The sequence below is a fragment of the Lentzea nigeriaca genome (genome assembly GCF_016907955.1).
Lineage (GTDB): Bacteria > Actinomycetota > Actinomycetes > Mycobacteriales > Pseudonocardiaceae > Lentzea > Lentzea nigeriaca.
In genome coordinates, this window is sequence record NZ_JAFBCX010000012.1 from 73,821 (window position 1) to 89,679 (window position 15,859).

Genomic DNA, 15,859 nt, shown 5'->3' on the forward strand with positions numbered 1-15,859 from the left:
CGCTTGACGTGAATGGGGGCCGACGGGCCCCCTTTTCGCTGTTCAGGGCACTGTCAGACCTGCTGAGTAGGGTGAGTTGCGAGGGGTTTCCCGGCCAGGGGGACCCCTGCGCGAGCGTGCACACGTCGGTGACCTCGACTCGTCACCGCTGGCGGTCGGCAGATCCGAGAGGCAGGCTGCCAGCGCCCTCGTGCCGACCAGACCGTCGGGTACCGCGTGGTGCGGCGCGGTCCAAGCCACGGACCGCACCAGCCCCGATCTGGGGTGCTTCGCCGCATGTCCGGCGCACCGGTCAGGCCGGCGATGCTCGCCACCACCAGCACCGAGCCGCCACTCATCGCCTTCGTGCGCGCGACCACGTCGCACACCGCGGGGTTGAGGCCGATCCGCACGTCGCCTTGTCGTGGCCGATTCTGCGATCGTCGTCCGCACGATGGACACGCAAGAGCCCGCCTGGCTCGGCTCAGGCGGGCTCTTGCAGGAGAGCGAAACGACGGGAACCCCGGCCCCTTCCCCAGGGCCGGGGTGTCACCGTGTCAGGGTGTTGTGTGTCTCAGATGGACCGTCCTAACGGGAGTCTTTACGCAGCGGGAGCCGTCACACCGGGCGGGAGGCACTCGACGTTGCGCTTGCCGTCCGGCTGGATCACGAACCAGGTGCCGCCAACGCCCTGGCCGGCCCACTTGCCAGGAGCCGGGTCCTTCGAGTAGGCGTAGATGGCCCAGCCGTCGATCGCGACCTGCTTCTTGCCGTCCGCGCGGGTGATCAGCGAGACGAGCTTCGGGTCGATGCCCTCGAGCTGCGGGATGGTGTCCGACAGCAGTGGCGGCCACGTGACGGCGCACTGGTTGTTGCAGTTCGACTTGCCTTCCGGCTTCGGGGTGTCCTTGTCGAAGCGGTACATGGTGCGGCCGTCGCCGTCCTGGACGACCATGCCCATCTTGTCGACCGCCTTGCCGACCAGGCGCAGAGTGCTCACCGGGGCGGCGGCGGGGGGCTGCGCGGCGGGGGGCTGCGCGGCCGGTGTCTCGGGTGCCTGCTGCTGAACAGGGGTCTGTGGCGCCTGAGCGGGCTCCTGGAGTACCGGGGCCTGACCCGTGTCGCCGTAGTCGCCCAGGACGCCGAGGTCGGTTTCGGTCTGTGCCACCGGTTTCGAGTTCGTGCCACTTCCCGTGGCACTCCAGACACCCAGACCCAGCACAACTGCCAGCCCCGCGGCGAGCCCGATGGCAATGCGGTTACGTCGGATCACACTCATGTCCTCCTTGTCCGTCGTTCGCTCTATCGAGGCCATACGGGCGTGGTCGCGTCTCGGTTCAGAAACGAACCGAACCTTCTCCCGTCTCGAACGTCTGGCGGAGCCAGGTCACGCAGGAGGTGCAGGGTGGTCGTCGCTGGTCAGCTGGCAGGAATGGCCGAACGCGTGCTGGGCGCGCCGCTGCCGATCGGAATTCGGGCGTGGGACGGAAGCGCGGCGGGCCCGCAGGACGGCACGGTGCTCGTGATCCGCTCTCGCGACGCTCTCCGCCGCCTCGTCTGGAGCCCGAACGAGCTGGGTCTCGCGCGCGCGTACGTGAGCGGCGAGCTCGACGTCGAGGGCGACCTCGCTGTCGGCCTGTCCCACATCTGGGGCCTCGTGCGGCGCGGCGTCACCCGCCGGCCGCGGATCTCCGAGGTCGTGAAACTTGCATTGCGCCTGAAAGTGCTGGGCCCCAACCCGTCCGCGCCTCGCGAGGAGGCACGGCTGCGCGGCGCCCTGCACACGAAGCCGCGCGACCGGGACGCCATCTCGCACCACTACGACCTCAGCAACGCGTTCTACCAGATCGTGCTCGACCCGAGCATGGCCTACTCGTGCGGCTACTTCGCGTCCTCATCGGACTCGCTGGCCCAGGCCCAGCACAACAAGCTGGATCTGGTGTGCCGCAAGCTGGATCTACGACCAGGGATGAGGCTTCTCGACGTCGGCTGCGGCTGGGGATCGGTGATCATCCACGCGGCCCGCGACTACGGCGTGCACGCCACCGGCGTCACGATCTCCGCCTCACAGCGCGACCACATCCTCGCGCGCATCGCCGCAGAGGGCCTGGAGGGCCGCGTCGAGGTGCGCCTGCAGGACTATCGCGAAGTCCGCGACGACCCGTTCGACGCGATCTCCACCATCGAGATGGGCGAACACGTCGGCGAGCAGAACTACCCGACCTACGCCTCCACGCTCTTCCGTTTGCTGAAGCCGGAAGGCCGCCTGCTGCTGCAACAGATGTCCCGTGGCCGCAACGCACCCGGCGGTGGCGCGTTCATCGAGTCCTATGTCGCGCCGGACATGCACATGCGACCCGTCAGCCAGACAACAGGCTTTCTGGAAAGCGCCGGCTTCGAGATCCGCGACGTCCACGCGTTGCGCGAGCACTACGTCTGGACCGTGCAGGCGTGGTCGCAGACACTGGAAGACCGGTGGGACGAGGTCGTCGCACTGGTCGGCGAGGGACAGGCGCGCGTGTGGCGGCTCTACCTCGCGGGCGGCGCGCTGACGTTCGAGGAGGGGCGGATGGGCGTGGACCAGATCCTCGCGGTGCGCAGGAGCGAACACGGCCGCAGCGGCATGCCGAGCGTGCGCCGCGAACTGGTGGCGTGATGAGCTTCCTGATCAGCTTGGCAGCTGTCTTCCTGCTGCTCAGCGGCCTGTTCCTGTACGCGGACGCGCGACGCAGATACGACCTGATCGACTCCGCGTGGGGTCCCGGCTTCGCAGTGATCGCGGTGATCACCTTGCTGTTCGCGGAGGGCGAACCAACTCGGCAGTGGCTCGTGACTGCCCTGACCGCGGTGTGGGGCCTACGCCTGGGAGTGCACATCTTCGTGCGCAACTCCGGCAAGGACGAAGACCCCCGCTACCAAGACATTTTGAGGCGTGCCAACGGAAACCCGCGCCTGCGGATGTACCGCGTCTACCTCATCCAGGCCGCTCTGATGTGGATCGTGTCGCTCCCGATCCAGGCCGCACAGCATCTTTCGGCCCCGATCGGAGTGCTAGACTGGGCGGGCACTGGCGTGTGGATGGTCGGCTTCATCTTCGAGGCCGTTGGCGACTGGCAGCTCTCCCGTTTCCGCTTGGACCCGGCGAACAAGGGCGCCGTGATGGACCGCGGACTGTGGCGCTACACAAGGCATCCCAACTACTTCGGCGACGCCGTCGTGTGGTGGGGCCTGTACCTGTTCGCGTTGCACTCGTGGCCCGCCGCGCTCACGATCATCGGCCCGGTGATCATGACGTGGCTGCTCGCGAAGGGCACCGGCAAACCGTTGCTGGAGAAGGACATCATGTCCCGGCGTCCCGGCTACGCCGAGTACGTCCGGCGCACGAGCGGGTTCGTGCCGCTGCCTCCGCGCAGTCGCGTGGGGTAGGTGTGGCGGTGTCGGCTGCGCGGTGACGTGGTTGGGCTGCGGTGTGGTTCGCGCGCGGCGGTTTCGTGCCGTGCAGCATGTTCCGCGCAGTCCGGCTCGTTTCGGCTGTGCCGAGTGCGTTCGACGCACGAGCCGATTCGTGCCACGCGGCGTGTTCCATGCGCCACCCGGTTCGTCTCGCCACAGCTCCTCGCGGGCCGTGCTCGCGTCGTGCCCTCGCGTGTTCACAACCCGCCGACTGGTCTGTATCGCGCCAGGCAGAAAGCCTCACGGCACCGGTCTGGCGCAGGCCCGCGGGTTAGTGTGGGCGGGTGGGCAACGACATCTCCTTCCCGCGCCAACAGGCGCGCACCCAGCGGTTCACCGTAGGCGCACCCCGGACCTTCGCGGTGTCGTCAGACGGGGAACGTGTCTTCTTCCTGCGTCCGGCCACGGCCACGAGCCGTGCGAACGGCCTCTGGGAGCTGAACACGGCCACCGGCGCCGAAAGGCTGCTCGCCGACCCGGCGCAGCTGCTGACCGACCCCGAGGACCTGCCGGCGGAGGAGAAGGCCCGCCGCGAGCGCACGCGTGAGTCCGGCGCGGGCATCGTGGGCTACGCGCTGTCGAAGGACGCGACGGTCGCGTCGTTCGCGCTGTCCGGCCGCCTGTTCGTGGCCGACCTCGTGAAGGGCGCCGTCCGCGAACTGCCGACCGAGGGCGGCGTCATCGACCCGCGCGTCGACCCGACGGGCTCGCGTGTGGCCTATGTCACCCGCGGCACCCTGCGCGTGGTCGAGCTCGACTCGGGCGACGACTACGCCGTGGCCGTCCCCGACGGCGAGGACGTGACGTTCGGCCTGGCCGAGTTCATCGCGGCCGAGGAGATGTCGCGCTACCGCGGCTACTGGTGGGAGCCGAACGGCACCCGCCTCATCGCGGCGCGCGTGAACAACGCCCCGGTGCAGCGCTGGTACATCGCCGACCCGGCCAACCCGGCCACCGCCGCCACCGAGATCGCCTATCCGGCCGCCGGCACCACCAACGCCACCGTGTCGCTGCACGTGGTGTCGCTGGACGGCACCTTCGTCCCGGTGCTGCTCGAGTTCGACTACCTGAACGACGTGCACTGGTCCTCCGGCGGCGCCCCGCTGATCACCACCCAGACCCGTGACCAGCGCACTCGTAAGATCCACGCCCTGACCCCGGACACCGGCGCGGTGTCCGACCTCGTCACCGAGACCGACCCGACGTGGCTCGAGGTCACCGACGGCGCTCCGGCGTGGACCCCGGACGGCCGCCTGGTGCGGATCGTGGGCAACGGCGACGAGTACGCACTGCAGGTGGGCGACGACATCCTCACCGAGGGCCTCCAGGTGCGCCGTGTCCTCGACATCGCGGGCGACTCGATCCTGATCGCCGCGTCGTCGGACGACCCGACCCAGACGCACGTCTACTCGGTCGGCGCCAAGGTGGAGCAACTGTCCACTGAGGACGGTGTGCACACCGCAGTCCGGGGCGGCAGCACGATCGTGCTGATTTCGGCCACTTTGGACAGGTTCGGCGCCCGAGCGACCGTCGGCGACTACGTCATCGAGTCGTGGGCAGAGACCCCGGTGCTCAAGGCGTCCCCGCGAATGCTGACCCTGGGCGAACGCAAGATCCGCGCGGCCCTCCTGCTCCCGACCGGCCACACGTCGGGAACCAAGCTCCCGGTCCTGATGGACCCGTACGGCGGCCCGCACGCCCAGCGCGTGGTGTCGGCCCAGAACGCGTTCCTCGCCTCGCAGTGGCTGGCAGACCAGGGCTTCGCCGTCCTGGTGGCCGACGGCCGCGGCACCCCTGGCCGAGGCCTCGCCTGGGAACGCGCCATCGCCCACGACTTCGCCGGCGCCACCCTGGAAGACCAGGTGGACGCCCTCCACGCGGCCGCGGCCCTCGAACCCGACCTGGACCTGACCCGCGTGGCCATCCGAGGCTGGTCGTACGGCGGCTACCTCAGCGCCCTGGCCGTCCTGCGCCGCCCGGACGTCTTCCACGCGGGCATCGCCGGCGCCCCGGTGACCGACTGGCGCCTCTACGACACCCACTACACCGAGCGCTACCTGGGCCACCCCGACGACAAGCCCGAGGTGTACGACGCGAACTCCCTGATCGCCGACGCCGACAAGCTCTCCCGCCCACTGATGATCATCCACGGCCTGGCCGACGACAACGTGGTGGCAGCCCACACCCTGCGCCTCTCCAACGCCCTGCTGGCCGCGGGCCGCCCCCACACCGTGCTGCCGCTCTCGGGCGTCACGCACATGACGCCGCAGGAACAGGTGGCCGAAAACCTGCTCCTCCTGCAGGTCGACTTCCTCAAGCAGTCCCTGTCCTGAGCGATGCGGGCGGGACCAGGACCGGTCCCGCCCGCACCCCGACACCATGGATCCGCAGTCACCACCAGGGCGCGATCGGAAACAGCAAAAGGGGCGCCTCCCGCAACGGGAAGCGCCCCTCTCACAAGCCGAACCGTCAGGCCAGCGACTGCCGCACCCGGTAAGGCGGAATGCTGTTCCCGACCAGCGCGAGGTCGTCGATCGACTCCGGCTGGTACCCGGCCGTCCGCAACCGCTCCACCATCAGCGCGGTCGGGTCCTCGACCACGTCCGCGCGGCCGAACAGGTACGCCCACTCGTGCTCGTCGGAGCCGTAGTAGGCAACGGTATCGAACACCTCGTTGAACCGCTGCCAGGAGCGGATCAGCGTGGTGTTGCGCCACATCGTCTGGCAGCCGGACTGGTTGACGACGACGCCGCCCGGACGCAGCAGGGCCTTGCACATGCGCAGGAAGTCGGCGCCGTACAAGCGGTTGTGCTGCGCCTCCTCCTCGCGCTCGTCGGGCAGGTCCACCAGCACGATGTCGTACTTCTCCGACGTCGTGCGGATGTACTCGAACCCGTCGATGTACTGGACGCGGATCGGACCCTCGCCCTTCTCGGCGAGTGCCAGCTCCTCCAGCGTGTACCCGTACGGCAGGTGCTCCGCGCACAGCTTCACGGCCTGCTCGTCGATGTCGATGTGGTCGACGACGGAGGCACCGTGCTGAACCGCCATCTGGCACACGACGCCCTCGGAGGAGCCGATGACCAGCACGCGCTCGACCTGGTCGGCCAGCAGGAGCGCCGGCACCATCAGGGCCTCGTGGTAGGTCAGCTGGCTGAACTCCGTCGACTGGCGGTCGTTGTCGCAGAACAGCGACACGCCCTGGGCCGTGCGGGCGATCACCAGGTGCTGGAAGTCGGTCTTGGTGTCGACCAGCACCTCGTCCACTCGCCAGTGGCGCGTCATGCCCTCGGCGAGCGGCTCGTTGATGGTGTTCACGCGGCGTGCTCCTTGATGCCACGAGTGACGAGATCCGTGCTCACGTGAGCGGCGCCCAGGGCGTCAGCGAGTAGCTGGACGGCCAGCGCGGGTTTCGCACGAGTACCGCAGGTGAACACGTCGACGAACACCGACCCGACTTCGGGATAGGTGTGGATCGACGCATGGGATTCCGACAGCAAAGCCAGCACGGTGACTCCTTGGGGATCGAACTTCTTGGAGATCACCTCCAGCACCGTTGCGTCGGCCTGCGTGAGAACCTCACCAAGGGCGTGCTTCAGGAACTGCTCGTCATCGAGCAGTTCGGCACTCACACCCGAGAGCTCTGCAAGTACGTGCTGTCCCGCGAACAAACCGACGGTCTCCTCGGTCTGACAGGGCGCTTCGGACATCAATCACTCCAAACTATGTGAATAACTACGGACTTAGATGCAGTACGTGGCCAACGGCGGGAAGCCGTTGAAGCACACGGACGAATACGAGGACGTGTAGGCGCCCGCGTGGAGGATGTCCACGTGGTCACCGGCCTCGAGGTCGAGCGGCAGGTCGTAGCGGGTGTGCTGGTAGATCACGTCGTCCGCGTCGCACGTCGGGCCCGCCAGCACGACCGGGCCGGTCGCGGAACCGTCGCGCGAGGTCCGCAGACGGTACGCGATCGCCTCGCCCTCGGTCTCGGCGAGGCCCTGGTAGCGGCCGATGTCGATGTACACCCAGCGGCGTTCGTCCGAATAGGACTTGCGCGACACCAACACGACGGAGGAGCGGATCATCCCGGCCTCCGCGGAGATCGCACGGCCGGGTTCGATCATCACGCGTGGACGCACATCACCGAAGTGTCGTGCGATCGACGCCTCGATGGCAGAGGCGAAAGCCTCGAGTGAGGGCGTGGAGTCCTGGTACACGGCGGGAAGGCCGCCGCCCAGGTTGACCGTCGACGTCTCGATGCCTTCCGCACGCAGCTTGGCGGCGATCAGCGCGGCGTCGGCGATGCCGGAGTCCCAGCCGGAAACGGACATCTGTTGCGAGCCCGCGTGGAAAGCGACACCCAAAGGAACGAGTCCCAACTGGTGCGCCAGCCGCAAGAGATCCGTCGCCATCTCCGGATCGCAACCGAACTTGTTGCCGAACGGATAGGTGGAACCCTTGCTCTGTACGAGAATCCGTACCAGCACGGACGAACCGGGCGCGTGCTCGGCCACGAACCGCACGTCCTGCTCGCTGTCCGACACGAACAGTCGCACCCCGCGCGAGTAGGCGTACGCGATGTCCGCGGCCTTCTTGATGGGGTTGCTGTAGGAGATCGTCGCGGGCGAGGCGCCGCGCTCGAGGCACAGGTCGATCTCCGCGGGCGACGCGACGTCGAACCGCGAACCCTCGGCCACGAGCGTGCCGACCACGTCCGCCTCGGGGTTCGACTTGACGGCGTAGTAGATGTCGACGGACGGCAGTGCCGCGTGGATGGCCTGGTAGCGCGCGCGGATCGTCTCGAGGTCGATCACCAGACACGGTGTCGACGGGTTCTCCTGGTCCAGGAAACGCCGAATACGAGCCTCTGCCTCGTAACGCCGGTCAACGGCGAAGCTCTCGGTCATTTCCCCAGGGTTCCCCCTTCATCCGCCTCGCGGTCCGTACGCGGGCACGGCCGTCCACTCTACGGCCTGGACACCCCAAGTGCGCAATCCATCCGGCCGAGTGTGACTTAGCCAGCAGAACGCAGTTCGATCATCGTGATGTCCGGCGGCGCGCCGACGCGCACCGGCGGACCCCAGAAACCCGCGCCACGACTGACGTACAGCCACGTGTCGTCCACCTTCGACAGCCCCGCGACGCTGGGTTGCTGCACTGGCACCACGAAATTGAACGGCACCATCTGTCCACCGTGTGTATGGCCGGACAACTGGAGGTCGACGCCGCGTGAAGCCGCGTCGCCGACCTGCACCGGCTGGTGTGCCAACAGGACGAGCGGGTTCTTCCGGTCGCGGCCCGTGAGAGCGCGCTCGAAGTCCGGCGCGTCGCCGTAGGACTTGCCGGTCACGTCGTTCACACCCGCGAGCTCGATGCCACCGGCAACTGTCAAACCCTCGTTGCGCAACGGGTTCACGCCGAGCCGGTCCAGCTCCGAGATCCACTGTTCGTGCCCGGAGAAGTACTCGTGGTTGCCCGTCACGAAGAAGCTGCCGTGCCTGGGCACGAGGTCCCGCAACGGCGCCGCGGCCTCGCCGAGCTCGGCGACTGTGCCGTCCACCAGGTCACCGACGATCGCGACGAGGTCGGCGTCCTGCTCGTTGATCATCCGCACGATCCGTTCGGTGTGCGACCGGCCGAGCAGCGGCCCGAGGTGAATGTCGCTCACCACCGCGATCCGGAAGCCCGACAGGGACTTCTGGAGCTTGTCCAGCGTCACCGGCACGGTGAGCAGCTGCGGCGCGCCCAGGGCCTGCGTCATGCCGTAGCCGACGACGCTGCCCGCCGCGATGCCGGAGCCGATGGCCACCGACCGCGAGATGAACAGCCTCCGCGACGGGTCCGGCACCACCTCGACCGGCTCGGCGCCCACGGCGGCCGGCACGAGCGTTGCTCGCTTCAGCAGGATCCGGCGGGGAATCTCCGCGATTCCCAGCGCGATGGCCAGGTAGAACAGCACGGCGAGCCACACGAACCCCGGCCAGGCGAAGAACTTCCCGTACTCCGGTGGCACCCGTCGCGTCACGACCAGCGTGCTCATCAACAGCGCGAACGCCCCGACGATGGCCCACGTGCCAATACGCCGGCCGAGCGTGAGCGGGCGCGTCGTGTCCACGACCAGCCGACGCCACAGGTACACGTGGCCAAGCGCGGTCGGGACCCCCAGGAGCAACAGGAAAATCACGACATCAGTATGCGTTTCGCCGCTGCGGACTTGATCGACGACGCCGTGATCTCACTTTCGGCACGCGAACCGTCACAGCCGGTGGCACCCTCGCCAAGCCACGCCGGAAAAGTCGTTCAGGTTGATGCAACCCGCAGGGCCGCAGGCGGCGTGAGTAACCCGGTACCGCAGATAGGGGGAAACCTGATGAGTGATCGGGACGCCGCGTTCCAGGACTACTTCGCGGCCCGTTCCGACGCCATGCGCGGCACGGCTTACCTGCTGTGCGGTGACTGGCATCGCGCGGAAGACCTCGTGCAGCAGGCGTTCACGAAGCTCTACCTGGCGTGGAAGCGGGTTGAACGGCACGAGGCGCTGGACGCCTACACCAGGCAGATTCTGGTGCGGACGTTCCTGTCCGAGCGACGGCGCGGGTGGTTCCGGTTCGAGTCGGCGAGCGACGAGCTCACCGACTCGGCAGCTCCACCGGGCACGTACCCCGAGGACCGGATGATGTTGCTGGAGGCTCTGGCGAAGGTGCCTCCGAAACAGCGTGCGTGCCTCGTCCTGCGGTACTGGGAGGACATGTCGATCGAACAGACGGCGGCTGTCCTCAGGTGTTCGGAAGGAACGGTAAAGAGTCAGGCCGCGCGGGGGCTGCAGACGCTGCGCGGCCTGCTCTCACAGCAGGAGAGGGTTCGATGAACGAACAGGACCTCAAAAGGGCTTTCGAGGACGTTGTGGTGGCGAGCAGCCCGCCGCCTGCCATGGATCCCGGCAGGGCGCTCGACGTGGCCCGCAGGGCCAGGTCGAAGCGGCGGTCGTCGATCGTCGGTGCCGTGGTCGCGGTGCTCGTGGTCGGCGTCGGCCTCGGGTCGGCGTTCGCGCTCAACCCGAAGGGTACGCAGGAGTACCTGACGGGTGCAGGGCCGAGCAGCAGCAGCTCCAACGCGGGGATGCCGGACACGCAGTGGGGCGACAAGTGGCCGGTCGGACAGAGCGACCGCACGGCCACCAACGGCCCGCAGGCCGACCGGGGCAAGCAGCTGTTGAACCTGCTCATGGCGTCCGCGCCGGCCGGGTACGACACACCGGATCTGAAGTACAAGGATCCCCGCATGCACGGCGGCATGCTCCACGCCCAGGCGCAGATCTCCACGGACAAGGGGCAGAAGCCGGAAGTATGGACGTACACGGCGTACGTGCCGGTGCGCAAGGGAGAGAAGGTCGGCAGGCTGATGGCCAACGTGTCGATGCCGAACCCGAAGGATCCGACCGACCCGTGCGCCCTGGCCAAGCGCTTCCAGGGCGTGGACAACGCCGAATGCAAGATCGTCGAGGTCGGCGGGAAGCAGGTCGGGGTCGCCTCTGCCGCGAGCCCCGAACGAGGCGCCGGCACCTGGGCGTCCTACCGGGCGGCCAACGGCTGGACAGTCACGATCATGCAGGAGGCCGAGTACCGCTACGGGGGGTATCCGGCGCTGGACGCGGAGCCGTTCCTGTCTCCTGAACTGGCGGCGCTCGCGGCGGATCCGAAGTTCGTCCTCGGGAGCTGAGTCGCCGAAGCAGTCCGGAGGGCGGTCACGTCTGTGGCCGCCCTCTCTCGTTGCTCTGTTCGGGTGTTTTGGCAGGTAGAGTGCCGTATTGCAATGCGGACTCTCCTCATCGACAACTACGACTCGTTCACGTTCAACCTCTTCCAGCACCTCGCTGAGGTGAACGGTGTCGAGCCCGTGGTCGTCCACAACGACGACCCGCGCTTTCGGCTTGCCTCGCTGCGGTCGTTCGACAACGTGGTGATCTCACCAGGACCGGGCCGGCCGGGTGAGCCCGCCGACTTCGGCATCTGCCGCGCGGTGATCGACCACGCCGAGATCCCGTTGCTTGGCGTCTGTCTGGGGCATCAGGGCCTGTGCCTGTCGTACGGCGCCACGGTCGGTCCCGCGCCCGTGCCGCGCCACGGGATCGTCTCGCCGGTCACACATACGGGTGTCGACGTGTTCGCCGGGCTGCCGTCGCCTTTGGACGTCGTGCGGTACCACTCATTGGCCGTCACGGATCTGCCTTCTTCTTTGGAAGCCATCGCGTGGAGCGACGACTCCGTGCTGATGGGTGTGCGCGCACTCGACCGGCCCGCGTGGGGTGTGCAGTTCCACCCCGAGTCGATCTGCACCGACTTCGGGCGGGAGATGCTCGCGAACTTCGGCGCGCTGACCCCGACGCGGACCGCCGCCGTGCCCGAACCGGTGCTGGTTCGTCCAGCGCCTCAGAAGCGCCCTGTGCACGTCCGGCGGCTCGACGTGGCAGTGGACCCGGAGGAGGCGTTCTCGGCGCTCCACGGGGCTTCTGGGACCGCGTTCTGGCTGGACAGCGGGTCCGGCGGGCGCTTCTCGTTCATGGGGGACGCGTCGGGGCCTCTCGCGCGTGTCGCGCAGTACTCGGTGCCGGACCAGATGCTCACCATCGACGGCAAGGCTGTGCCGTGTCCGTCCTTCTTCTCGTGGATGGACGACGACGTCGCGGCGTGGGGAGTCGAACAGCCCGATGTGCCGTTCGACTTCGCACTCGGGTGGGTCGGATATCTCGGCTACGAGCTGAAAGCGGAGTGCGGCGGCGACTTCGCCCACCGCGCGGAACAACCCGACGCGTCGTTCGTGTTCGCGGACCGTGCGGTGGTCATCGACCACGTTGATGAGTGCGTGTATTTGCTGTCGTTGACCGATGACACCTGGTTCGACGACGTTCTGGCCGTTCTGGCCGATCTGCGGCCGTCGGATGAGCCTTCCCGGCCCGCGGTGTCCGAGGTGACGTTGCGGCATCCGCGCGCGCACTACCTGAAGCTGATCAGCGCGTGCCAGGAAGCGATCACGGCGGGGGAGACCTACGAGGCGTGCTTGACGAACATGATGTCGTGCGTGACGTCCGGTCGAGCCCCGCTCGACCCTTGGGACACTTATCGGCTGCTTCGCGCCGCCAATCCCGTTCCGTTCGGCGCGTTGCTGCGTTTCGGTGAACTGTCCGTGCTCAGCACGTCACCCGAACGATTTATCCGGGTAGACCGACATGGTGTCGTCGAGTCATCGCCGATCAAGGGCACGCGTCCCCGAGGTGTTGATGCGTGGGACGACGAGATGTTGCGCACTGCGTTGGCCCGTTCGGTCAAGGACCGTGCGGAGAACCTGATGATCGTGGACCTCGTCCGCAACGATCTCGGCACGTGCGCGGAAGTGGGTTCTGTCGAGGTGACGCGGTTGTTCGACGTCGAGACCTACGCGACCGTGCACCAATTGGTGAGCACCGTGCGGGCACGTCTTCGGCCGGACAGTTCTGCCGTCCGATGTGTTCGAGCCGCGTTTCCCGGTGGTTCGATGACCGGTGCCCCGAAGATCCGGACCATGCAGATCCTCGATGGGTTGGAAGCCGGTCCACGCGGGGTGTACTCGGGAGCGCTCGGTTACTTCTCGCTCAACGGAGCCGCCGACTTCAGCATCGTCATCCGAACGCTCGTCGCGAACGGCGAGCGGGTCAGTTTCGGCGTGGGCGGAGCGGTCATCTCGCTGTCCGACCCCGACGAGGAATTCGAGGAGACAGCGGTCAAGGCGACTGCGGTGTTACGCCTGTTCGGAGCGCACTTTCCCGGTCGTTGATCCCACGTTCCGGGGTATAGCGCGAGTGTGAACGAACAAGAGTGTGTTTGATCCTCAGACGGGTTAACACGTCGGCCGGAGACCCGGCCGACGTGTGGAAACCTCGCGTGTTTGCGCAGGTCAGGAGGCGTGTGCTTCCTGGAACTGCACAACCAGGTTCTGCGGAATCCGGCCGCGGTCCGAGATCTGGTGCCCCTGCGCACGAGCCCAGTCACGAATGCGCTGCGCCTCCGCCTTGTCACTGGCCTTCACCGTGGACTTGCCGGTGCCCTTGCGCTGCTTGCGGCCACCCGCACGACGAGCCTTGGCGACGAAGTCCGCCAGCGACTCGCGAAGCCGCTCCGCATTTCCCTTCGACAGGTCGATGGCGTACTCGACACCGTCAAGTGCGAAGGTCACGGTCTCGTCGGCTTCTCCGCCGTCGAGGTCGTCGATGAGTTGGACGACGGTCTGCTGTGCCACTGTTCCTCCGTTGGGTACTCACATAGCACGCGGATCCTCGACGTAACCACGTGCTCCGACAACACCATAGTCCACAAGAGGAAAAACGGCGAACCTTTCGCCGCTAAAATGTGACCCCAACCGCCCGGTCGGGGCATTTACCCCGGTAAACCACACGGGTGTTATGGGTCCAAAATGTGCAGCTAGTCGTCTCACTTCGGCCTGTTGCTGGGCTTGCCGGACGCTTCACCATTCCCGCTGACGGAGCAGCGTTGCACATAACGCACCCCCATCCGGTCCAGGTATCCTCGACATACCCACCAGGGGTAGGGAAGGTCAGGAGCGATGCACGGGTACACCGCGGACAAGGACGCATACCTCAAGCGACTGCGCCGCATCGAGGGACAGATCCGCGGCCTGCAGCGCATGGTCGAGAACGACGAATACTGCATCGACGTCCTCACTCAGATCGCGGCGGCCACGAAGGCCCTCCAGGCCGTGTCGCTGGGGTTGCTCGACGAGCACTTGAAGCATTGTGTGGCGCAGGCGGTCGCCGAAGGGGGATCCGTGGCCGACGAGAAGCTGGCGGAGGCGTCAGCGGCCATCGGGCGGCTCGTCAAGTCATAGGAGCCCCGCGCGTAACTGGCTGGCGTGATCCGCTAGAGTTCACTCAGCTACGCCCCCGTAGCCCAATCGGCAGAGGCAGCGGACTCAAAATCCGTCCAGTGTGCGTTCGAGTCGCACCGGGGGCATCGAAGGTCGAAGGGCGAGGTGTGTCCGCAAAAAGCGCGGACCACCTCGCCCTTCGAGTGTTTTCTGGGGGCCGAGCCTCCAGACCCCAGCCGGGGCTACGCCCCCGGACCCCGCCTCGGGTCAACCACTTTGGATGACCGGCTGTTTGTTTTGTCGCCGTGTCGGAACCTCTACACGGGGTACGGCTTCGGCGTGCTGGGTGATCTCGCCCGCGGCATCGCTCTCGGCTTTGTGGGTGTGCGGGGCCGTGGTGTGGCTCGGTGGGGGCTGGTCCACAAAGGACGTCGGTCGCTTGAGGACTGTCCACAACTCCCTTTCGCGTAGTTGATCAAGGCCGAACGGCGGATTCGGTGGTGGCCGGGAGGCGCTACGGTCGTCAAAGTTTCAACGACCGCGTCGGGAGCCCTGGTGGTGCGGAAGTTCTTGTCATTTCTCATGGTTCTTCTCGTGTGTGCGTGCACGGCGGAGAGCCCGGCGCCGCCGTTGGTCACCCGCGTGCCGTTGAGACCGCCCACGTTGATCACCGAGGCGCAGGAGAACGTGCCGATGTTGGTGCGCGAGGTGGTCGACGGGCGCACCGTGGAACTCGAGAGCGGTCAGCGGGCTCGCATTTCGTTCCTGGCGGAACCTGCGGTGTGCTGGGCTGCCGCGGCCATCGCCTTTGCCACGAAAACGTTGGTGGACAAGCCGGTTCGCGTCACCTCGATCATTCCCGGCGAAGTCAATCTGTGGCTTGAGGACGGAACCAGTTACGCGTCTCTCGCCGTGCGCGAGGGTGTGCTGCGTGCGCAGGACGCCGCCGGTGCGCTTGCCGACGCCGAAGCCACCGCGGCGCGTGAGAAGCGCGGGCTGTGGGGGCCGCCCTGCAACGGCGTGGCCGCCACGCCGACGATCGCCACGGCCGGTACGTCACCGAAGCGTGTTCAGCCGACGAAGCCGGTCGTCGTGACGACGGATGTGCCTCCCGTTGCGACGACTCCGCCCGCGCCCGTGCCTGCCCCCGCGCCTGCCCCCGCTCCCGCTCCTGTGCCGCCGCCGTGCACGGTCGCCTACCGGATCAGCGGGCAGTGGCCGGGCGGGTTCCAGGGCGGCGTCACGATCAGGAACACGGGCTCCGCCGCGATCAACGGCTGGACGCTGCGATGGTCGTTCAGCGACGGTCAGGCCGTGACGCAGATGTGGAACGCGACCTCGTCGCAGCGCGGAGCGGCCGTCACGGCGACCAACGTCCACTACACGGCGACGATCGCGCCCGGCGGCGAGGTGTCGATCGGGTTCCTCGGATCCCTGCGCGGTGGGAACGCGGCCCCGGCATCGTTCACGCTCAACGGAACGGCCTGCGCGACGGGGTGAGGTAGTGGTCCCCGCGATCGAACGTGGCAAGACCAGTAGCTTGTTGCAGCTATCTCTTGGGATGTGA

General features: G+C 67.4%; 14 protein-coding genes and 1 tRNA gene. 9 read left to right on the forward strand and 6 right to left on the reverse strand.

The annotated features are described in order from the left end of the window. Window positions 1–580: 580 nt before the first annotated feature. Window positions 581–1,258, reverse strand: a complete 678-nt coding sequence (locus JOD27_RS32955) for a COG4315 family predicted lipoprotein (RefSeq protein ID WP_239569996.1) — start codon at window positions 1,256–1,258, stop codon at window positions 581–583. Window positions 1,259–1,411: 153 nt separating this feature from the next. On the opposite strand from JOD27_RS32955, the gene JOD27_RS32960 reads away from it, so the two are divergent. The 3 genes from JOD27_RS32960 (at window position 1,412) to JOD27_RS32970 (ending at window position 5,765) form a co-directional block, all read left to right on the forward strand. After that, on the forward strand, window positions 1,412–2,635 hold the full coding sequence (locus tag JOD27_RS32960) for a class I SAM-dependent methyltransferase (RefSeq protein ID WP_204766328.1): 1,224 nt from the start codon (window positions 1,412–1,414) through the stop codon (window positions 2,633–2,635). Continuing rightward, complete coding sequence (locus tag JOD27_RS32965; protein WP_204766221.1) at window positions 2,635–3,405, forward strand: DUF1295 domain-containing protein; 771 nt, start codon at window positions 2,635–2,637, stop codon at window positions 3,403–3,405. The genes JOD27_RS32960 and JOD27_RS32965 overlap by 1 nt, the downstream gene beginning before the upstream one ends. Window positions 3,406–3,716: 311 nt before the next feature. Then, on the forward strand, window positions 3,717–5,765 hold the full coding sequence (locus JOD27_RS32970) for a S9 family peptidase (RefSeq protein WP_204766222.1): 2,049 nt from the start codon (window positions 3,717–3,719) through the stop codon (window positions 5,763–5,765). 136 nt (window positions 5,766–5,901) lie between these two features. Here JOD27_RS32970 and JOD27_RS32975 read toward each other — a convergent pair whose 3' ends face one another. From JOD27_RS32975 to JOD27_RS32985, 4 genes are all read right to left on the reverse strand, one after another. Beyond that, entirely contained in the window at window positions 5,902–6,717 is an 816-nt protein-coding gene (locus JOD27_RS32975) for a spermidine synthase (RefSeq protein WP_204766329.1), read from the reverse strand. A gap of 29 nt (window positions 6,718–6,746) precedes the next feature. Further along, complete coding sequence (gene speD, locus JOD27_RS45390; protein ID WP_239569998.1) at window positions 6,747–7,142, reverse strand: adenosylmethionine decarboxylase; 396 nt, start codon at window positions 7,140–7,142, stop codon at window positions 6,747–6,749. Between the two features lie 33 nt (window positions 7,143–7,175). Next, window positions 7,176–8,342 (reverse strand): type III PLP-dependent enzyme, encoded by a 1,167-nt coding sequence (locus tag JOD27_RS32980; RefSeq protein ID WP_239570001.1) that lies wholly within the window; start codon window positions 8,340–8,342, stop codon window positions 7,176–7,178. A 107-nt stretch (window positions 8,343–8,449) separates the two neighbouring features. Next, on the reverse strand, window positions 8,450–9,619 hold the full coding sequence (locus JOD27_RS32985; protein WP_307830468.1) for a metallophosphoesterase: 1,170 nt from the start codon (window positions 9,617–9,619) through the stop codon (window positions 8,450–8,452). Window positions 9,620–9,805: 186 nt separating this feature from the next. Here JOD27_RS32985 and JOD27_RS32990 point away from each other — a divergent pair, with 186 nt between their 5' ends. From JOD27_RS32990 to pabB, 3 genes are all read left to right on the forward strand, one after another. Then, window positions 9,806–10,303, forward strand: a complete 498-nt coding sequence (locus JOD27_RS32990) for a SigE family RNA polymerase sigma factor (RefSeq protein WP_204766223.1) — start codon at window positions 9,806–9,808, stop codon at window positions 10,301–10,303. After that, on the forward strand, window positions 10,300–11,154 hold the full coding sequence (locus JOD27_RS32995; RefSeq protein WP_204766224.1) for a hypothetical protein: 855 nt from the start codon (window positions 10,300–10,302) through the stop codon (window positions 11,152–11,154). The genes JOD27_RS32990 and JOD27_RS32995 overlap by 4 nt, the downstream gene beginning before the upstream one ends. Before the next feature lie 93 nt (window positions 11,155–11,247). Beyond that, on the forward strand, window positions 11,248–13,245 hold the full coding sequence (gene pabB / locus JOD27_RS33000; protein WP_204766225.1) for an aminodeoxychorismate synthase component I: 1,998 nt from the start codon (window positions 11,248–11,250) through the stop codon (window positions 13,243–13,245). A gap of 120 nt (window positions 13,246–13,365) precedes the next feature. Here pabB and JOD27_RS33005 read toward each other — a convergent pair whose 3' ends face one another. Further along, a complete protein-coding gene (locus JOD27_RS33005) occupies window positions 13,366–13,707 on the reverse strand; it encodes a histone-like nucleoid-structuring protein Lsr2 (protein WP_030466676.1) in 342 nt (113 codons plus the stop codon). A gap of 324 nt (window positions 13,708–14,031) precedes the next feature. Between JOD27_RS33005 and JOD27_RS33010 the strand changes: the two genes are divergently transcribed. The 3 genes from JOD27_RS33010 (at window position 14,032) to JOD27_RS33020 (ending at window position 15,792) form a co-directional block, all read left to right on the forward strand. Beyond that, the gene (locus JOD27_RS33010; protein WP_204766226.1) at window positions 14,032–14,313 is read left to right on the forward strand and encodes a metal-sensitive transcriptional regulator; all 282 of its coding nucleotides are present in this window, start codon (window positions 14,032–14,034) and stop codon (window positions 14,311–14,313) included. A gap of 51 nt (window positions 14,314–14,364) precedes the next feature. Then, a tRNA-Leu gene (locus JOD27_RS33015) sits at window positions 14,365–14,438 on the forward strand. Window positions 14,439–14,874: 436 nt separating this feature from the next. Continuing rightward, on the forward strand, window positions 14,875–15,792 hold the full coding sequence (locus tag JOD27_RS33020; RefSeq protein WP_204766227.1) for a cellulose-binding domain-containing protein: 918 nt from the start codon (window positions 14,875–14,877) through the stop codon (window positions 15,790–15,792). Window positions 15,793–15,859: the final 67 nt, after the last annotated feature.

What these genes read in the sequence shown, in the direction of transcription:
- JOD27_RS32955 (WP_239569996.1), bottom strand. Translation starts at nt 1,258, where the DNA reads ATGAGTGTGATCCGACGTAACCGCATTGCCATCGGGCTCGCCGCGGGG.
- JOD27_RS32960 (WP_204766328.1), top strand. Translation starts at nt 1,412, where the DNA reads ATGGCCGAACGCGTGCTGGGCGCGCCGCTGCCGATCGGAATTCGGGCG.
- JOD27_RS32965 (WP_204766221.1), top strand. Translation starts at nt 2,635, where the DNA reads ATGAGCTTCCTGATCAGCTTGGCAGCTGTCTTCCTGCTGCTCAGCGGC.
- JOD27_RS32975 (WP_204766329.1), bottom strand. Translation starts at nt 6,717, where the DNA reads ATGACGCGCCACTGGCGAGTGGACGAGGTGCTGGTCGACACCAAGACC.
- speD (WP_239569998.1), bottom strand. Translation starts at nt 7,142, where the DNA reads ATGTCCGAAGCGCCCTGTCAGACCGAGGAGACCGTCGGTTTGTTCGCG.
- JOD27_RS32980 (WP_239570001.1), bottom strand. Translation starts at nt 8,342, where the DNA reads ATGACCGAGAGCTTCGCCGTTGACCGGCGTTACGAGGCAGAGGCTCGT.
- JOD27_RS32990 (WP_204766223.1), top strand. Translation starts at nt 9,806, where the DNA reads ATGAGTGATCGGGACGCCGCGTTCCAGGACTACTTCGCGGCCCGTTCC.
- JOD27_RS32995 (WP_204766224.1), top strand. Translation starts at nt 10,300, where the DNA reads ATGAACGAACAGGACCTCAAAAGGGCTTTCGAGGACGTTGTGGTGGCG.
- pabB (WP_204766225.1), top strand. Translation starts at nt 11,248, where the DNA reads ATGCGGACTCTCCTCATCGACAACTACGACTCGTTCACGTTCAACCTC.
- JOD27_RS33010 (WP_204766226.1), top strand. Translation starts at nt 14,032, where the DNA reads ATGCACGGGTACACCGCGGACAAGGACGCATACCTCAAGCGACTGCGC.
- JOD27_RS33020 (WP_204766227.1), top strand. Translation starts at nt 14,875, where the DNA reads ATGGTTCTTCTCGTGTGTGCGTGCACGGCGGAGAGCCCGGCGCCGCCG.